The organism is Thiohalocapsa sp., assembly GCF_022340605.1.
Taxonomy (GTDB): domain Bacteria; phylum Pseudomonadota; class Gammaproteobacteria; order Chromatiales; family Chromatiaceae; genus Thiohalocapsa.
This window is the reverse complement of sequence record NZ_JAJDNQ010000147.1, coordinates 18,365-35,688: the sequence shown is the minus strand read 5'-3', so window position 1 is coordinate 35,688 and position 17,324 is coordinate 18,365. Positions and strand designations below refer to the sequence as shown.

The 17,324-nt window shown below is 68.3% G+C and carries 15 protein-coding genes; 13 read left to right on the top strand and 2 right to left on the bottom strand.

Going from position 1 to position 17,324, the window contains the following annotated elements; translation table 11 throughout:
* The first annotated feature begins 31 nt into the window (after positions 1-31).
* The 4 genes from tmk to LJE69_RS18400 all read left to right on the top strand — a co-directional run bounded on the left by tmk (position 32) and on the right by LJE69_RS18400 (position 2,983).
* Entirely contained in the window at positions 32-703 is a 672-nt protein-coding gene (gene tmk / locus LJE69_RS18415; protein WP_296927507.1) for a dTMP kinase, read from the top strand.
* Positions 700-1,713, top strand: coding sequence for a DNA polymerase III subunit delta' (locus tag LJE69_RS18410; RefSeq protein WP_296927506.1), 1,014 nt, complete (start codon positions 700-702; stop codon positions 1,711-1,713). The genes tmk and LJE69_RS18410 overlap by 4 nt, the downstream gene beginning before the upstream one ends.
* An 87-nt stretch (positions 1,714-1,800) precedes the next feature.
* A complete protein-coding gene (locus LJE69_RS18405) occupies positions 1,801-2,157 on the top strand; it encodes a PilZ domain-containing protein (protein WP_296927505.1) in 357 nt (118 codons plus the stop codon).
* A gap of 43 nt (positions 2,158-2,200) precedes the next feature.
* Positions 2,201-2,983, top strand: a complete 783-nt coding sequence (locus tag LJE69_RS18400; protein ID WP_296927504.1) for a TatD family hydrolase — start codon at positions 2,201-2,203, stop codon at positions 2,981-2,983.
* A gap of 176 nt (positions 2,984-3,159) precedes the next feature.
* Here LJE69_RS18400 and LJE69_RS18395 read toward each other — a convergent pair whose 3' ends face one another.
* Positions 3,160-4,659: a lipase maturation factor family protein gene (locus LJE69_RS18395; protein ID WP_296927503.1), complete on the bottom strand. Its 1,500-nt coding sequence runs from the start codon at positions 4,657-4,659 to the stop codon at positions 3,160-3,162.
* Positions 4,660-4,783: 124 nt separating this feature from the next.
* Here LJE69_RS18395 and LJE69_RS18390 point away from each other — a divergent pair, with 124 nt between their 5' ends.
* The 7 genes from LJE69_RS18390 (at position 4,784) to LJE69_RS18360 (ending at position 11,558) form a co-directional block, all read left to right on the top strand.
* The gene (locus tag LJE69_RS18390) at positions 4,784-5,374 is read left to right on the top strand and encodes a putative molybdenum carrier protein (protein WP_296927502.1); all 591 of its coding nucleotides are present in this window, start codon (positions 4,784-4,786) and stop codon (positions 5,372-5,374) included.
* 145 nt (positions 5,375-5,519) lie between these two features.
* Positions 5,520-8,369 carry a monovalent cation/H+ antiporter subunit A gene (locus LJE69_RS18385; RefSeq protein ID WP_296927501.1) on the top strand — a complete coding sequence of 950 codons (2,850 nt, stop codon included), beginning with the start codon at positions 5,520-5,522 and terminating at the stop codon, positions 8,367-8,369.
* A gap of 14 nt (positions 8,370-8,383) precedes the next feature.
* A complete protein-coding gene (locus LJE69_RS18380; protein ID WP_296927500.1) occupies positions 8,384-8,779 on the top strand; it encodes a Na+/H+ antiporter subunit C in 396 nt (131 codons plus the stop codon).
* Positions 8,776-10,395, top strand: a complete 1,620-nt coding sequence (locus LJE69_RS18375) for a monovalent cation/H+ antiporter subunit D (protein WP_296927499.1) — start codon at positions 8,776-8,778, stop codon at positions 10,393-10,395. Before LJE69_RS18380 ends, LJE69_RS18375 begins: the two co-directional genes overlap by 4 nt.
* A gap of 2 nt (positions 10,396-10,397) precedes the next feature.
* The gene (locus tag LJE69_RS18370) at positions 10,398-10,940 is read left to right on the top strand and encodes a Na+/H+ antiporter subunit E (protein ID WP_296927498.1); all 543 of its coding nucleotides are present in this window, start codon (positions 10,398-10,400) and stop codon (positions 10,938-10,940) included.
* Positions 10,934-11,203, top strand: a complete 270-nt coding sequence (locus LJE69_RS18365; protein ID WP_296927497.1) for a K+/H+ antiporter subunit F — start codon at positions 10,934-10,936, stop codon at positions 11,201-11,203. The genes LJE69_RS18370 and LJE69_RS18365 overlap by 7 nt, the downstream gene beginning before the upstream one ends.
* 7 nt (positions 11,204-11,210) lie before the next feature.
* Positions 11,211-11,558 (top strand): Na+/H+ antiporter subunit G, encoded by a 348-nt coding sequence (locus LJE69_RS18360; protein WP_296927496.1) that lies wholly within the window; start codon positions 11,211-11,213, stop codon positions 11,556-11,558.
* A gap of 145 nt (positions 11,559-11,703) precedes the next feature.
* Here the strand turns inward: LJE69_RS18360 and LJE69_RS18355 are convergent, their stop codons facing one another.
* On the bottom strand, positions 11,704-12,189 hold the full coding sequence (locus LJE69_RS18355) for a hypothetical protein (protein WP_296927495.1): 486 nt from the start codon (positions 12,187-12,189) through the stop codon (positions 11,704-11,706).
* Positions 12,190-12,763: 574 nt separating this feature from the next.
* Between LJE69_RS18355 and LJE69_RS18350 the strand changes: the two genes are divergently transcribed.
* Both LJE69_RS18350 and LJE69_RS18345 read left to right on the top strand, forming a co-directional pair.
* Positions 12,764-14,095, top strand: coding sequence for an efflux RND transporter periplasmic adaptor subunit (locus LJE69_RS18350; protein ID WP_296927494.1), 1,332 nt, complete (start codon positions 12,764-12,766; stop codon positions 14,093-14,095).
* A gap of 77 nt (positions 14,096-14,172) precedes the next feature.
* Entirely contained in the window at positions 14,173-17,304 is a 3,132-nt protein-coding gene (locus LJE69_RS18345) for an efflux RND transporter permease subunit (protein ID WP_296927550.1), read from the top strand.
* Positions 17,305-17,324: the final 20 nt, after the last annotated feature.

Sequence of the window (17,324 nt, the reverse complement as noted above, 5' to 3'; positions counted from 1 at the left end):
CGCCGGGCCGGGGCGACCAAGGGCAAGCGACATGCGCGGGCACTTCATCACGCTGGAGGGCATCGAGGGCGCCGGCAAGACCACCCAGCGCGAGGCCGTTGCGGACGGACTGCGCGCCGCCGGTCTCGATGTCTTGGTCACGCGCGAGCCGGGCGGCAGCGAGATCGCCGAGCGCATTCGCGCGGTCCTGCTGGACCCCGCCAACACCGGCATGCATGGCGATACCGAGCTGCTGCTCATGTTCGCCGCCCGCGCCGAGCACTTGCACCGGCGCATCGTGCCGGCACTGGATGCAGGCACCTGGGTCGTCTGCGACCGCTTCACGGATGCCACCTACGCCTACCAGGGCGGCGGCCGCGGCGTACCGCCGGAGCGCATCGGGATGCTGGAGGCACTGGTGCAGGGCACGCTGCGGCCGGATCTGACCCTGCTGTTCGACCTGCCGGCGGCGATGGGTCTGGCCCGTGCGCGCGGGCGCTCAGCGCCGGACCGCTTCGAGTCGGAGGCGCTGCATTTCTTCGAGCGCGTGCGCGATGCCTATTTGGCGCGTGCCGCGGCCGAGCCCGGGCGCATAGTGTGCATTGATGCCGGGCGCGAGCAGGCCGTCGTGACCGCCGAGACCCTGGCCGCGGTCCGCGCCTATCTCGCCCGCGTCGGCCCGGCGCGGAGTCCGGCGCGAGGCGGGACGGACTCATCGCAATGATCCTCGCCGAGCCGCTCTCGCTGGCGCCACTGCCCTGGCTCGATGCGCCGTGGCAGTCCGTCCAGGCCGCCGTCCGCACCGATCGCCTCGGCCATGCATTGCTGATCACCGGCCCCGCCGGCATTGGCAAGCGCCGCTTCGCGGATCTGCTCGCCGCGGCGCTACTCTGTGCGCAACCGACATCGGACGGGCTGCCCTGCGGGACCTGTGAGGACTGCCGGCTGCTCGCGGCCGGCAGTCACCCGGACCTGGCCCGGCTGGTGCCGGACGAAGACAGCAAGACCCGCGAGATCAAGGCGGATCAGGTCCGGGCGCTGTGCGGAAGCCAGGCCATGACGTCGAGCCGGGGGCGGCGTGCCGTCTATTGCATCGCACCGGCGGAGGCCATGAACACCGTGGCCGCCAACAGCCTGCTCAAGACGCTGGAGGAGCCCGCCGCCGCCACACTTTGGCTGCTGGTGTCGGAGGCGCCGGGCGGCTTGCCGGCCACCGTCCGCAGCCGGTGTCAGCGGTTGACGCTCGCCGTGCCGCCAGCGGAGGCCGCCTTGCGTTGGCTGAACGAGCAACTCGCGGGCAAGGGGGACGGCGCACGACTGCTCGACATCGCCCACGGCGCGCCGTTGCGGGCGCTGGAGCTGGCCGCGGAGGGACAACTCGAGGCGCGGACACGGTGCCTGCAAGGCCTCGAGGCCGTCAGTACGGGGAGCACGGATCCGCTCGCCGTCGCCCAGGCTTGGCAGTCCCTGGAGCCGGGGCTAGTATTGGACTGGCTCGCCGGCTGGGTGAGCGACCGGTTACGGCTTGGGGTGGACCCCGGCGTGAAGCATCTGACTAACCCGGACCAGCGCCGCGCGCTGGCGTCCATCGCACCCGGCCTGGAGCCGCGACAGGGCCATCACTACCTGCGGCAGATTTATGCCGCGCGCGCGCAGGCTACGTCGACCGTGAACAAGCAGCTGCTGTTCGAATCCCTGCTGTTGCGCTGGGCCCAACTGAGCCGATCGGCCTGATTCGTTCCAGATCCATTCCAGGCCCGTTCCATAGCCGCTGCAACTGGCCGGCACCACCACGCGGCGCATCGCATCGCGCAAGACACCATGGACTCCGAATCACAAACCGGCCGCCAACGCATCCTGAGCTTCGCCATCAAGGACAAGGCGGCGCTTTATGCCTCCTACATGCCCTTCGTGCGCAACGGCGGACTCTTCATTCCCACCAGCAAGCGCTACAGCTTGGGCGACGAGCTGTTCCTGCTGCTTCAGCTAATGGACGAGAAGGAGCGCATTCCCGTGGCCGGCACCGTCGTTTGGATCACGCCTCTCGGCGCCGAGGGCAACCGGCAAGTGGGCGTCGGCATCCAGTTCACCGAGCAGGACAAGGGCGACGCGCGGCGCAAGATCGAGGAATACCTCGCCGGCGGTTTGGAAGCCGACCGTCCTACCCACACCATGTAAGGCGCTGGTACGCGGTGCCGGCAGACTGATTTGGAGCCGGATCATGCTCGTGGACTCCCATTGCCACCTGGACCGCGTTGACCTCACGCCTTACGCGGGGCGCTTCGACGCCCTGATGCAAGCGATCCGCGCGGCCGGCGTCGGCCACATGCTCTGTGTCTGTATCGACCTCGAGGATTTCGACGCCATGCGCACGCGGGTGGCGGGGCAGCCGGACGTCTCCATCTCGGTCGGCGTGCACCCGAACGAGCGTGACGCGCGCGAGCCCACAGTCGAGGAACTGGTGCGGCTCGCTGCCGAGAGCGGTGCGGTGGCCATCGGCGAGACGGGTCTCGACTACCACTACAACCAGGGCGACCTGGAGTGGCAGCGGGAGCGCTTTCGGGTGCACATCGATGCCGCCCGCCGCAGCGCGCTGCCGCTCATTATCCACACCCGCGATGCCCGCGAAGACACCATCGCCATCATGCGCGAGACCGGCGCTGATGCGGCCGGCGGGGTCATGCACTGCTTCACCGAGACCTGGGACATGGCCCGGCAGGCGCTGGATCTGGGCTTCTATATCTCGTTCTCGGGCATCGTCACCTTCCGCAACGCCGAGGCGCTGCGCGACGTGGCGCGCCGGGTGCCGCCGGAGCGTCTGCTCATCGAGACCGACTCCCCCTACCTGGCCCCGATGCCGCACCGCGGCAAGAGGAACGAGCCGCGCTTCGTCGTGCACGTGGCGGAGAAGATCGCCGAGCTGCGCGGGATGACCACCGCGGCCGTTGCCGAGCTGACGGCGCAGAACTACGCGGCGCTGTTCGGCGCGCCGAACGGGCACTGAGACGGGCAACGACAGGACGGCACCAAGTCGCTTGAAGGGCCTAGATCGTTGCAGATGTGTGAAGCCAGATGTGCAGCGCAGCACCGATCAGAAAGGGCTAAGGGCCAAGGGCCGGAACGGCAGTCGACGGAAACTGGGCGGTCGCGCTTTGGGGCTCGGCCCTCGGCCCTTCCTGCCTAGGCGCGCTGCGGCCGTGCGGCCGGGCGCAAGTCGTCGACGTTCAAAGCCGGCAGCGGCCAGAAGGGGCCGAGGTCCTCGCGCACCCACCAGACGCCTTGCTTGGCGTGCTCCTCCGGCGTTGCGAACCGGTAGCGGTAGACCCGCACCCGCAGCATCGTCGGCGGCCCGTCGGCGAACGGCGGCTTCGCCAGCAGCCGGGTTACGGGCGGCGAGCCCTCCAGCAGCCGTTCGAGAAAGGTCCCGAAGTCGTCAAGGAAGGGCGGCGCCTTGGGCACGAACCAGATTTGCCAGTCCCAGCGCGGCTGGCGCGGTACGACGAAGGGTGTCATTTCCGCGGGGTCGTCCGGCGCATAGCGCCAGTCGAGCTCCACCCAGTCGCGGCCGTTGCGCGACGCCTCCACCTGCACAGCAATGCGCTCGCGGTCGATGATCGGGAAGATATGATAGCGGTTGGCGATGCGATAGGGCTCGAGGTAGTCGACCCAGCCGCTGAGGGTGGGAATCGGCTTGCGCCAGACCATCTCCGCTGCGGACACCACGCTCGCCGGCACCACCACCAGCGCGACGCCGACGCTGAGTGCGGTCACCAGCGGGCGTGCCTTTACGGGTAGCGGTGAGCGCTCGGTGGCCCAGGCCGGCAGCCGGCGCGGCAGCACGCGCGCCAGCGCGCGGTCGTCGAACAGGAACAGGCACAGCAGGATGGTGAGCAGGTTGATGAAGTTGTGGTTGCTGGTGGCGATGATCAGCACCTGCCACAGGATGGTGAGCCAGGCGCCGATGTGCCGGAAGCGCCGCGGCAGCAGAAAGAAAAACGGCACCACCAACTCAACGAACAGGGTGCCGGCGGTGCCGACGCGCAAGAGCCAATCCGGGAGTTGGTGCGCGTACCAGGCGCCAATGTGGGGCAGGGGCTGGGTCTCGAAGTAGTGGTTCAGCGCCGTCAGATGCCGCCAGCTCTCGTCGCCGCTGATGATCTTCGACAGCCCGGACAGAAACCGCAGCTTGAACAGCACCCAGCGGAACAGCCAAACCACGAGCCTGGGCCCCCCGGGCAGCAGGATCGCGAGAAAGCCCGTCTCCAGCAGCAGATAGTCCCACTGGAAGCTCGTGAAGCGCTGTCCGGCCTGGTACAGCGACAGATAGCAAAGGTAGAGCAGGATCAGCAGGACGCGGTTGTCGCGGCCGAGGAACAGCAAGAGCCCGAGCAGCGCACCGCCCCAGGCGACCGCCAGCAGCGCCAGGTCGCTGGCGTTGAGCCAGAACAGCGACGGGTACTGCAGGAAGCGCAGCGCCCCGTAGATCTCCCGGGCGCGCAGCAGTTGTTCGGCGATGGGATGGATGCCCTCGGCGCCCGCCAGCGCCTGGATCTGCAGCGCAAGCGACGCGAAGGCGGCGAAGTAGACGAGTCCCAGCAGGCGCAGGAACAGCCACGCCACGAGCCGATAGCTGTCGGCAGCGGAGGGTAGTGCCGTGCTGATGGGCAAGGTCTTGGGCATGCTGGGTGTGGGCCTGCGGATTCCTCGGTTACCATGGTGGCCGATGCCGCCGCGGCGGTCCATGCCGAGGCGCTGATCTGCCTCGCTTCACCGATCATGGCTCCGCGCGCTCTCGATTACCGCCATGCCCGACTTCATCGACAAGCTGCGTCTGAAGGAGCAGGCGGACGAGGACCAGTACTTCGCCCGCCGCGACCGTGAGCTGATCGCCGCGCTGCGGGCCCGGCGGGCATGGTCCTTGACGCGCCTCGTCAGCGGCGGTCAGACGGGTGTCGACCGTGCCGCGCTGGACGCCGCGCTGGCGCAGGGCATTGCGGTCGGTGGTTGGTGCCCTAAGGGGCGCGCCGCGGAGGACGGTGTGATCCCGGAGCGCTATCCATTGCACGAAACCCCGAGTGCCGATCCGGCGCAGCGCACCGAGTGGAACGTCCGCGACAGCGACGCCACGCTGATCCTGCACCGTGGGGCACTCGCCGGCGGCACGGCGCTGACCGCGGAGGCCGCACGGCGTCGCGGACGGCCGCTGCTCCAACTGGACCTGGACGCGGCGCCCGAGCCCGACATCATCGATGCCTGGCTGCGAGGGCAGGGCGTTCGGGTGCTGAATGTCGCGGGTCCCCGGGAGTCCGAGGCGCCGGGCATCGGCGACCTGGCGCTGGACCTGCTGCGGCGCCTGTTGGCGGTGGAGTCGAAAGGTGCCGCCGGCCCGGCTTAGCGAAGCAGCCGTGACCGGGCCGTTCAGAGCAGCGCGCTTGCGGCGCCGAGTGTGGCCCGGCATGACTGGCATGACCGGTGTTCTGCGGCTCCTGCACCCGCGGTGCTTGCGTTAGACTCCGTGCGTCGCGACAACGTGCCTCCCCATGAATCTGTCCCTTGTCGTTCTGATCCCGCTTCTCGGTGCACCGCTGGCTGCCTGGGTGTCGCGTTTCGGCCGGCTGCACGCCGCCTGGATGGCGGGGGTGCTGGCCGCGCTCGCGCTGGCCGCGCTGATCCCGTCGAAGCCGGCGGTGTTCCATGGCGAGACGCTGGTGCAACAGTTGGCGTGGCTCCCGGACTTGGGTCTGAACCTGGCCTTCCGGCTGGACGGGCTGGGGATGCTGTTTGCGATCCTGATCCTGGTCATCGGTCTGCTGGTGATCCTCTACGCCCGGTATTACCTGTCGGAATCGGACTCCACCGGCCGCTTCTACGCCTACCTGCTGCTGTTCATGGGCTCGATGATGGGCGTGGTGCTGTCGGAGAATATCCTGCTGCTGCTGATGTTCTGGGAGATGACCAGCCTGTCGTCGTTCCTGCTGATCAGCTACTGGCAGCAGCGCAGCGATGCCCGCAACGGCGCGCGCATGGCACTCACCATCACCGGCCTCGGCGGGCTCGCGATGCTGGGCGGCTTTCTGCTGCTGGGGCGGATCGCGGGTAGTTACGATCTGTCGGCGATCCTGGCCCAGGGCGATGCGATCCGGGCACACCCCCTCTACACGCCGATGCTCGTGCTGATCCTGCTGGGGGCCTTCACCAAGTCCGCCCAGTTTCCGTTCCACTTCTGGCTGCCACAGGCCATGGCGGCGCCGACGCCCGTCTCGGCGTATCTGCACTCCGCCACCCTGGTGAAGGCGGGCGTGTTCCTGCTGGCGCGGTTGTTCCCGGTGCTCTCGGGCACCCACGCGTGGTCCTACCTGGTCATGGGCCTCGGGCTGACCACGCTGCTGATGGGCGCTTACTTTGCGCTGTTCAAGCACGACCTCAAAGGGCTGCTCGCTTACTCCACCATCAGCCACCTGGGACTGATCACGCTGCTGTTCGGCATCGGCACGCCGTTGGCGGCGGTGGCCGCCGTGTTCCACATCATCAACCACGCCACCTTCAAGGCATCACTGTTCATGGCCGCGGGCATCATCGACCACGAATGCGGCACCCGTGACATGCGGCTCATCAACGGCCTCTGGCGCTACATGCCCTACACGGCGACCCTGGCGATCGTGGCGGCGCTCTCCATGGCCGGCGTGCCGCTGTTCAACGGCTTTCTGTCCAAGGAAATGTTCTTCGGCGAGGCCGTGAACTTCGCCAGGGACAGCGTCTGGATCTGGGTATTCCCCGCCACCGTGGCGCTTGCGGGCGTACTGGCGGTGGCCTATTCCCTGCGCTTCATCCACGACGTCTTCTTCAACGGTGAGCCGGTGAACCTGCCGCGCACGCCGCACGAGCCGCCGCGCTGGATGCAGGTGCCAGTGGAGGTGCTGGTGGCCATCTGCCTGCTGGTGGGCGTCGCGCCGGCCTATACCGTTGGGCCGTTTCTCCACGTGGCGGTGGCCGCCGTGCTGCAGGCGGAACCGCCTCACTACAGCCTCGCCATCTGGCATGGCTTCAATGCCGCGCTGCTCATGAGCGTGGTGGCGCTGGTGGGCGGCGTGCTGGTCTACGGCGGGCGCCGGCCACTGTTCGCCCTGGCCCGTCGCTGGCACGGCCTGCTGGATGCTCCCGCCGTCTACCGGTGGGTGTTGCGCCAGGTGCTGGCGCTGGCCGGGGCCGTCACCCGGTTGCTGGACACCGGCTCCCTGCAGCGCCTCGCCGCGGTGTTCATCGTCACCGCGCTGGTCGCCGGTGCTGTCGGCATCATCCCGCCGCGCCTGCCCATCACCGGCCCGGTGGCGGTGAGTGCGCCCGACGCGGCCAGCGTGCTGGTGGCGGCGATGCTGGTGGTGGTGGGGCTCGCGTCGGTGCTGATCCACCAGCGCCGGCTCACGTCGCTGATCGTGCTGGGCGCCGCCGGGCTCCTGGTGTCGCTGATCTTTGTGAAGTTCTCGGCGCCGGATCTGGCTCTGACCCAGCTGTCGGTGGAGGTGGTCACCATCGTCCTGCTGCTGCTGGCCATGTATTTCCTGCCGCGGCGCACGCCGGTGGAGACCGACACCGGCCGGCGGCTCGGGCATTTCTTCATCGCCCTGGGCGCCGGCGGCGGCGCCGGCATTCTGTCCTGGGCGATGCTGACCCGTCCGCACGCGAGCATCTCGCGGTTCTTTCTGGACAACAGCGTCTCCGGGGGCGGCGGCGCCAACGTGGTGAATGTGATCCTGGTGGACTTCCGCGGCTTTGACACCCTCGGCGAGATCACCGTGCTGGCCCTGGCGGGGCTCGGCATCTATGCCCTGCTGAAGGATCTGCGGCTGCCCGGACCGCGGTACGACATCGCCGGCCGGCCCTGGGACTGGGACGTGCACCCGCCCATCATGGCCGCGCTGGTGCGTCTGCTGCTGCCGCTGGCGCTGCTGGTGGCGGTGTTCATCTTCCTGCGTGGCCACAACCTGCCGGGCGGCGGTTTCATCGCCGGACTCGTGACGGCGGTGGCCCTGATCATGCAGTACCTGGCCAACGGCGTGGATTGGACGCATGCACGGATGCCGCGTAACCTGCACCCGGCCATCGGTCTTGGGCTGCTGACCGCGCTCGTCACCGGCAGCGCCAGCATGCTGCTGGGCTATCCGTTCCTGACCTCTGCCTTCACCCATGTGCACTGGCCGTTCGCCGACTTCGAACTGGCCTCGGCCATCGCCTTCGACCTCGGGGTCTATTTGGTGGTGGTGGGAGCCACGCTTCTGATCCTGGTGCACATGGGCCTGATGCACGGCGCCAGCCATCTGCCCGACGCCGGTCGCCCGCGGGCTGCCCGCGACGCGGCACCGCATCCGACGTCTCGCCTCGCCGCCGACTGACGGAGTCTGCTGTCATGGAAGCCCTGTTCGCCGGCATCATCGCCAGTCTCACCGGTTGTGGCGTCTATTTGGCTCTGCGTGCCTACACCTTTCCCGTGGTGCTTGGCCTGACGCTCCTGTCCTATGGCGTAAACCTCTTCCTGTTCGCCACCGGGCGGCTCACCGTGGGGCAGCCGGCCGTGATCAGCGACACGGCTGCCGGTTATGCCGATCCGCTGCCCCAAGCGCTCGTGCTGACGGCCATCGTCATCGCCTTCGGCATGACCGCGTTCGTGATCATGCTGGCACTCAAGGCCAAGGCGGAGCTCGGCAACGATCACGTGGATGGCCGCCCACCGGACAACCCGAGGGATGAGTGGGAGCAGGATCGGGCAGACGGCTGGGCGAACGACCGGGAGGACGAGGCTTGAGCCAGGCCGTTATCGTCCCGCTGCTGCTGCCGCTGCTGGCGGCGATCGTTCTGCTGCTGACCCGGCGGCGGCTGTCTTTGGCGCTCCGCCGCAAGCTCAATCTGGGTGCCGTGGCGCTGGAACTGGCGGCCGTGCTCTGGCTGTTCGTGCAGGTGGCCGGCGAGGGCATCCTGGTCTACCAGGTGGGCAATTGGCCGGCACCCTATGGAATCGCCCTGGTGGCCGACCGCCTCAGCGTCTGGATGCTGCTGATCACGGCCCTGCTGGCCTGCTTCGCGTTGCTGTATGCGGTGCAGGGCACCGACAGCGGCAGCCGTCACTTCCACCCGCTGTTCCAACTTCAGCTCTTCGGGCTGAATGGCGCCTTTCTGACCGGCGATCTGTTCAACCTGTTCGTGTTCTTCGAGGTGTTGCTGCTGGCATCCTATGGCCTGCTGCTGCATGGTGGCGGACGCGCGCGGGTGCGCGCGGGCCTGCACCTGGTGATCCTGAACCTCCTCGGCTCGACGCTGTTCCTGTTTGCGGTGGGCACCCTCTACGCCATCCTCGGCACGCTGAACATGGCCGATCTGGCCGTCAAGGTGGCCGCCACCGCCCCGTCGGACGTGGGGCTGGTGCGCGCGGCCGGCCTGCTGTTGTTCACGGTGTTTGCGCTGAAGGCGGCACTGGTGCCACTGTATCTTTGGCTGCCGGCCGCCTACGCGGGCACGTCGGCACCGGTGGCGGCGCTCTTCGCCATCATGACCAAGGTGGGTGCCTACGCCATCCTGCGAGTGGAGACGCTAATCTTCGGCGCCGACGCCGGCCCGCTGGCGCACCTGCTGGAGCCGTTTCTGCTGCCGCTGGCGCTGCTGACCATCGTCGTGGCGGGTCTCGGCGTGCTGTCCGCCGATGGCCTGCGCCGTCAGGCCGCCTACCTGGTGGTGCTGTCCATCGGCACCCTGCTGACCGCCTTTGCGCTGGGCACGTCCCGGGGCATCGCCGCCGGGCTCTATTATCTACCGCACAGTACCTTCGCCGCCGCGGCCCTGTTTTTGCTGGCGGACGTCATCGCCCGCGGTCGCGGCGCCCTGGGCGACCGGCTGAATCCCGGGCCGGCGGTGCCGGCCGCACCGTTGGTGGGGGGACTGTTTTTCCTGCTGGCGGTGACCATCGCCGGTCTGCCGCCCTTGTCCGGCTTCCTCGGCAAGTGGATGCTGCTGCAGGCCGCGCTGGACCTGCCAGCCATGCCCTGGGTGCTCGCGCTGGTGCTGAGCGTGGGATTGCTCACCATCGTTGCGCTGGCACGTAGCGGCAGCCTGTTGTTCTACCGACCAACCGGCGGGTTGCGCGGCTGGGCCAGCGCCGCGACGGTGTCTGACCTTGCACCGGCGGTCGCGGGTGAGGAGGGCGCGCGCCAAGGCGGCGCGGGCGATCGCTGTGTCGTCGGCGGGCGCGAGGAACACGCCGGGCCGGACTGGTCCCGGCTCGCACCCGTGATGGGTCTCGCCGCCCTGTGCCTGGCCCTGGTGGCCGCCGCCGGCCCCGTCACGGACTTTACCGCCGCCACTGCCGAGGGCCTGCTGCAGCCGCAGCGCTACATCCAGGCGGTGCTGGTCGGCGCCGCGGAGACCTGAACATGCTGGGCCGCCTGTTGCCGCATCCGCTGCTGACGCTGGCCTTGGCCCTGGTCTGGCTGTTGCTCGTGAATAGCTTCACCAGCGGCCAGGCGTTGCTGGGCCTGTGCCTGGGCTGGGCCATTCCGCTGTTCACGCGCCGCTTCTGGCCGGATCGGGTGCGTATTGCACGGCCCTGGTGGCTCGTGTTCTTTCTGGTGAAGGTGCTCTGGGACATCCTGGTGGCGAACCTCACCGTCGCCCTGCTGATCCTTGGGGGGCGTCGCTTTGCCCGGCCGGCCTTCGTGCCGGTGCAGCTGGAGTTGCGCACCGAGCTGGCCCTCAGCATCCTGGCCAACACCGTCTCCCTGACCCCGGGCACCGTGTCCGCCTGGCTGAGCCCGGACCGCCGCACCCTGCTGGTGCACGGACTGCGGGTGACGGACCCCGACGCGCTGGCGCGGGAGATCAAGACCCGCTACGAGCGGCCCCTTAAAGACATCTTCGAGCCAGACATCGTCGAACCCGACATCTTCAAGCCGGACACGTTCGAGCCACCATGCTGAGCATCGCCCTCATCATCGCCTTGACCCTCGTCTGCGCCGCCATGCTGTTGAGCCTGTGGCGGCTGCTGGTCGGTCCGGACCATCCGGATCGCATCCTGGCGCTGGACACCCTGTACGTGAACACCATCGCGTTGCTGGTGTTGGTGGGCATCTGGCTCGGCAGTGGGCTGTACTTCGAGGCGGCGCTGCTGATCGCCATGATGGGCTTCGTCGGCACGGCCGCGCTGTGCAAGTACCTGCTGCGCGGCGACATCATCGAATAGGTGCAACATGCAGGAAATCGCCATCTCGGTGCTGATCGTCATCGGCGCGGCCTTCACCTTCATTGGCTCCCTGGGGTTGGCGCGGCTTGGCGATTTCTACAGCCGCCTGCATGGCCCCACCAAGGCGACGACCCTCGGCGTCGGCGCGCTGCTCACGGCGTCGGTGATCCATTTCAGCATGGAAGGCGAGGGCATCAGCCTGCACGAGCTGCTGGTGACGGTGTTCCTGTTCATCACCGCGCCGGTGAGCGCCCATTTGCTTGCCAAAACTGCCCTGCATTTGCGCGTGCGCTCCATCGCGCCGCCGCCTCGGGTCGCGTCGTCCAGCCGCACGGGCAACGAGCGCTCCGCGTGAGCATGACGGCTCGCGAAGCGAGCGCCTGACGTTCTTGGGTTGCGATGCTCGGGAACGCGGCGGAGCACCCCGCAGGGCGCGGCGCGGCGGGGCGGGTTTGGCTCGGCGGCAGGAGCTGGGGCTGCCAAGCGCGGGGCTTGGGCAATCAGTGAGCGAAGGCGCTGTCGGGGTTGGCTGTCGACGGCTGCGCGGCATCGGGCTTGTGCACGCCGGTGTCGGCGACGAGGTCTAGCTTGAGCGGCGCGAGCTGTCCGCGCTCGCGATTTGCGCTGACGCCGAGCAGGTCGCTCATGGATGTGAGCGGCATGCTCGAATTCACGGGAAAGCTGCTGTGGCGGTACCGGCTCACCTGCAGGTTGAGTCCGCGCAGAGGGGTCTGCTCCAAGACTTCCATCACCTGAAACGCCAGCTTTGCCGGCTGGATCGAGACCAGACCCTGGTGCGTGACGATGCCCGTGTCGGGGTTCGTGAGCCGCAGGATGTTGCAACTGCAGATGGCGGGCGTCAGACGAAACCCGGTGTCATGGAGGCCGTCGATGACGCCCTGGACATGGGCTTTCAGGGCTTTCCGGGAGACTTGCGGCGGCAGATTGCCGATGGAAAGCAGAATCGAGCCCGTCTTGCCGAACATGCTTGAACACCTCGTCTAAAGCGGAGTGAGGACGCCAAAACGCCGAGCGACCTAAGGGAAATAGTGCACGTAACTATAGGTACGAGTCTTTCAAAACTGTAAGGGTATTCTACCGCGCGCAGATGACGAGGATGCTTCGTTGTAGAACACGTTATGTATATGCTTAGGGCCATGGAGCCGGCGAAATGCTGCGTATTCGCTGTCAGTCGAACACGAAAAATGCTCTCTGCAATATTTTTGCATCAGGGGGTTAGATATACACAAATAGGGCCTTGCGACGAGCGCTCTGGCGTGTTCTGTCGTCGCGGACACTTTGCGCGAGGTACGCCGGCGGTCGTCCAGCCACCAGTCCCGGATCGGTCGATGGCGACGCGGATGGCGGGGGCGAGGCCGCGGGCAGCCCCGGTCCGCGGAAAAGCCGGATCAAAGTCATGCGAATTGACATGCCGCGTTGCTCTTGGCGGCCGGCGGCCTGATCCTTAAGCGGTTGACCAGCAGCCCTGCACCCGGCGCGGCGCGACAGCGTTCCGCACCGGGCGTGGCGGCACACCCGACCAAGCAGCAGAGCCGGACCGTGCGTAAAGCCATCAAGATTCTTCTCCCCATCGTGGTGCTCGTGCTCGGTGTCGGCGTTTTCCGGGTGCTCAAGTCCACCAGACCGGAGCAGCCGCCGCCGGAGGTGCAGGAGCGCATCTGGCGGGTGGAGGTCGAGCGGACGATGCCCGAGCGTATGGCCCCGGAGCTCAGGCTGTACGGCCGTGTCGAGACGCCTGATCTGCTGCGCGCCACCGCTTCCGCGCCGGCCTGGGTCACCGAGGTGGCGGTGCGCGATGGCGAGCGCGTGCGCGCGGGGGACGTGCTGGTGCGCCTGGACGCGCGCGACTTCGTGCCGCGCATCGACCAGGTGAAGGCGCAGATCGCCGAGCTGGAGGCCGAGATCGGCAGCGAGCAGAACCGCTACGAGACCGACCGCCTGGCCCTGGCGCAGGAGAAGCGCCTGCTCGAGCTGGCGCGCGATGCCGTCGAGCGCCAGCGGCGGCTCAAGGCGGAAAAGGTCGGCGCCGAGCAGGCGTTGGATGATGCGGAACAGGCCGCCGTGCAGCAGGCCCTGGTCGTCAGCAATCGGGAGATGAGCCTGGCCGACCATCCCACCCGCCTGCGTGCCCTCGAGGCACGGCTCGCGAGCAACCAGGCGCGGCTCCAGGAGCTCCAGCTCGAGTACGAGCGTGCCACCATCCGCGCCCCCTATGACGGCATCGTCACCGGCGTCGAGGTCACCGCGGGCGACCAGGTGGCCAAGGGCGAAGTGCTGGTGCGCATGTTCGGGCTGGACAGCTTGCAGGTGCGGGCCCGTATTCCCGCGCCCTACCAGGCGGAGCTGCTGGCGGCGCTGCACGAGCATGGCCGGCTGCCGGCGACGGCCGACCCGGGCGATCAGGCGCTGGAGCTGGCGCTGGAGCGCATCGCCGGCGAGGCGGGGCCGAGCGGCGTCGACGGGCTGTTTGAGGTGAGCGGCGACCCGTCCGCGCTCAGGCTCGGGCAGATGCTCACGGTGCGCCTGGAGCGGCCAGCCCGAGACGGCGTGGTCGCCGTGCCCTTCCGCGCCGTCTACGGCGGTGGACGCATCTACAAGCTCCAGGACGGCCGCATGGTGGGGATCGACGTGGATACGCTCGGCGAGCGCCAGGGCGGTGCGGATGGCGATGAGCGGCTCTTGGTGCGCTCGCCGCTGCTCGGGCGTGGCGATCTCATCGTGACCACTCACATGCCCAACGCCATCGACGGCCTGCGCGCGGAGACCCTCGACGAGAGTCGGGTCGCCGGGGCGTCGGCAGCGGAAGATGCGCCCGCCGCGCGGGGCGATTCGCGTCCCGCCGACGCCGGCAAGGCGCAGACGCTGCAATGAGCGAGCACCCAACACCGCCCGCGGGCGATGCGCTCGCGCCGCGCGGCCCGCGCACGTCTAGCCGCCAGCAGCCTGCCATGCAGCATCGCGGCGACCTGATCGGGCTGTTCGCCCATCACAAGGTCGCGGCCAACCTGCTCATGATCATCATGCTGCTGGCCGGCGCCTTCGCGCTCGACAAGCTCAACGTGCAGTTCTTCCCGAACTTCGAGCTGGACGTCGTGCAGGTGCGGGTGGTCTGGACCGGCGCCAGCGCCGAGGACATCGAGGACGGCATCACCGATCCCCTGGAGCAGCGCCTGCGCTCGGTGGACAACCTGGACAAGCTGACCAGCACCTCCAGCGAGGGCATCTCCGCCATCACGCTGGAGTTCAAGGAGGGCACCGACCCGCTGCTGGCGCTGGACCAGGTGCGCCGCTTCGTGGACGAGTTCCGCAACTTCCCGCTGGATGCCGAGAAGCCCGAGATTTCACTCCTGACGCGCTACGAGCAGGTGGCGCGGCTGCTCATCACCGGCCTTGACGACCCGGCGGAGCTGCGCAAGCTGGCGCGCCGCTTCGAGTCCGAGCTACTGGACCGCGGCCTCGACAAGGTGGACATCAACGGCCTGCCGGACGAGGAGATCAGCATCCAGGTGCCCACCGAGCAACTGGAGCAGCTCGAGCTGGGCCTGCGCGATATCGGCAACCGGGTGGGCGAGTTCAGCCGCGATCTGCCGGCGGGCTCCGTCGGCCGTGCGGAAGGGTCGCGGGAGTTGCGCAGCCTCGACAAGCGCCGCGACCCGCTCGCCTTTCGCGACCTGCCGGTGAAGACCGACGAGGAGCTGCGCGTCAACCTCGGCGACGTCGCCACCATCGACCGCGCCCCGAGCGACAACACCATCCAGGTCGGCGTCGCAGGCAAGCCCGCGGTGGAAATGATCGTGCGCCGCGCCGAGACCGGCGACACCCTCGAGTCTGCGCAAACGCTGGCGAAGTGGCTCGACGACACTCGCCCAACCCTGCCGCCGGGCGTCAAGGTCACCGTCTACGACGCCTCCTGGGAGCTGGTGCGCGACCGCATCATGCTCCTGGTGCGCAACGGCCTGAGCGGCCTGGTGCTGGTGGTGCTGATCCTGTACCTGTTCCTCACCGGTCGGGTGGCCTTCTGGGTGGCCTGGGGCATTCCTGTGTCCTTCGCGGCGACGCTGTTCATCCTGTATCTCACCGGCGGCAGCATCAACATGATCACGCTATTTGCGCTGATCATGGCACTCGGCATCATCGTCGACGACGCCATCGTCGTCGGCGAGGACGCCATGGCCCACTACCAGATGGGCGAGGACCCGCTGCTGGCCGCCGAGGGCGGTGCGCGGCGCATGCTCGCGCCCGTGGTCGCCTCGTCGCTCACCACCATCGCCGCCTTTCTGCCGCTGATGCTGGTGGGCGGGCGCATCGGTAATATCCTGGGTGCCATCCCGGTGGTGATCATCTGCGTGATCCTGGCCTCCCTGGTGGAGAGCTTCCTGGTGCTGCCGGGGCACCTGCGCAACGCCTTCCTCCACACCCACAAGATCAAGCCCGGGTCCATCCGCGCGCGGCTCGACCGGGGCTTCGAGGCCTTTCGCGACCGGCTGTACCGCCCCTTTGCGACCCTCGCCATCGCTCACCGCTTCACCACCGTCGCCGTGGCCATTGCGCTGCTCTTCTGCGCCGTCGGACTCATGGCAGGCGGGCGCATCGGCTTCACCTTCTTCCCGACACCCGAGTCGCAGATCATCAAGGCGGACGTGACCTTCGTCGCCGGCACCCCGCGACAGGTGGTGGACCGCTTCCTCGCGCACCTCCAGCAGACCGCCTACGCGACCGAAGCGGCCCTCGACGACAAGCGCAGCGGCGGCAAGCTCATCGATGCCATGATCGCCTACCACGGCTCCAAGGCCGATGACCCGGCCGCGGCGGACCAACTCGGCGGCCTCACCCTGGAGCTCATCGACGGCGACCTGCGCGACGTGCGCAACACCGCGTTCATCCGCGCCTGGCGCCAGCGCATTCGGCAGCCGGCGGGGCTGGAGAACCTCACCATCGCCTCGCGGCGCGTGGGGCCGCCCGGGCGGGACCTCACCGTGCGCCTCACTGGCAATGACTCCGCCGTGCTCAAGGCCGCCGCCGTGGACCTCGCCCAGACGCTGTCCGGCATCGACGGCGTGCGCGAGGTGGAAGACGACATGGCCTACGGCCGCGAGCAGCTCATCTATTCGCTGACGCCGGCCGGTCAGGCGCTGGGGCTTACGGTGGAAAGCCTGGGGCAGCAGTTGCGCGCCGCCTTCGACGGCCAACTGGTACAGATCTTTCAGGATGGCGCCGACGAGGTGGAGGTGCGCGTGCGCCTGCCGGAGGATGAGCGCGCGAGCCTCGCGAGCCTGTATCGGCTCAATATCCGCACGCCCAATGGCGAGTCGGTGCCGCTGACGGCGGTGGCGGACTGGCACTCGCGGCGCGGCTTCGAGGTGCTGCGCCATGCGGAAGGGCGACTCGCGGTGGAGGTCACCGCCGACGTGGACACCAGCGTCAACAACACCGACCGCATCATCGCCGCGCTGGAGCAGGGGCCGCTGCCGGCGCTGGCGCGCGACTACGGCATCCACTATTCATTTGAAGGGCGCTCCGCGGACCAGCGCGACACCCTGTCCGACATGCGCAAGGGCTTGGGGCTGGGGCTGATTCTGATCTATCTCATTCTGGCCTGGGTCTTCTCGTCCTATGGCTGGCCCATCGTGGTCATGACCGCCATCCCTTTCGGGCTCACCGGCGCGCTCATCGGGCACTGGGTCATGGGCATCGATCTCACCATCCTGTCGCTGTTCGGCATGTTCGGCCTCTCCGGCATCGTCGTGAACGACAGCATTATTCTGGTGACCTTCTACAAGCACCTGCGCGCCGGCGGCATGCCCGTGCGCGAGGCGCTGGTGGAGGCGTCCTGCCAGCGCCTGCGCGCCGTGCTGCTGACCTCGCTGACGACCATTGCGGGTCTGACCCCGTTGCTCTTCGAGAAATCCTATCAAGCGCAGTTCCTGATCCCGATGGCTACGTCCATCGCCTTCGGTCTCGCCTTCGCCACTGTACTGGTGCTGCTGGTGATCCCCTCATTGCTCTCCATGCACGAGAGCGTGCACGGGCTGATCGAGCGCTTCACCGGCAGCAAGGCCGAGCCCGCCCCCAGCGCCTAGCCCCCGGGACCGCCGGCGTC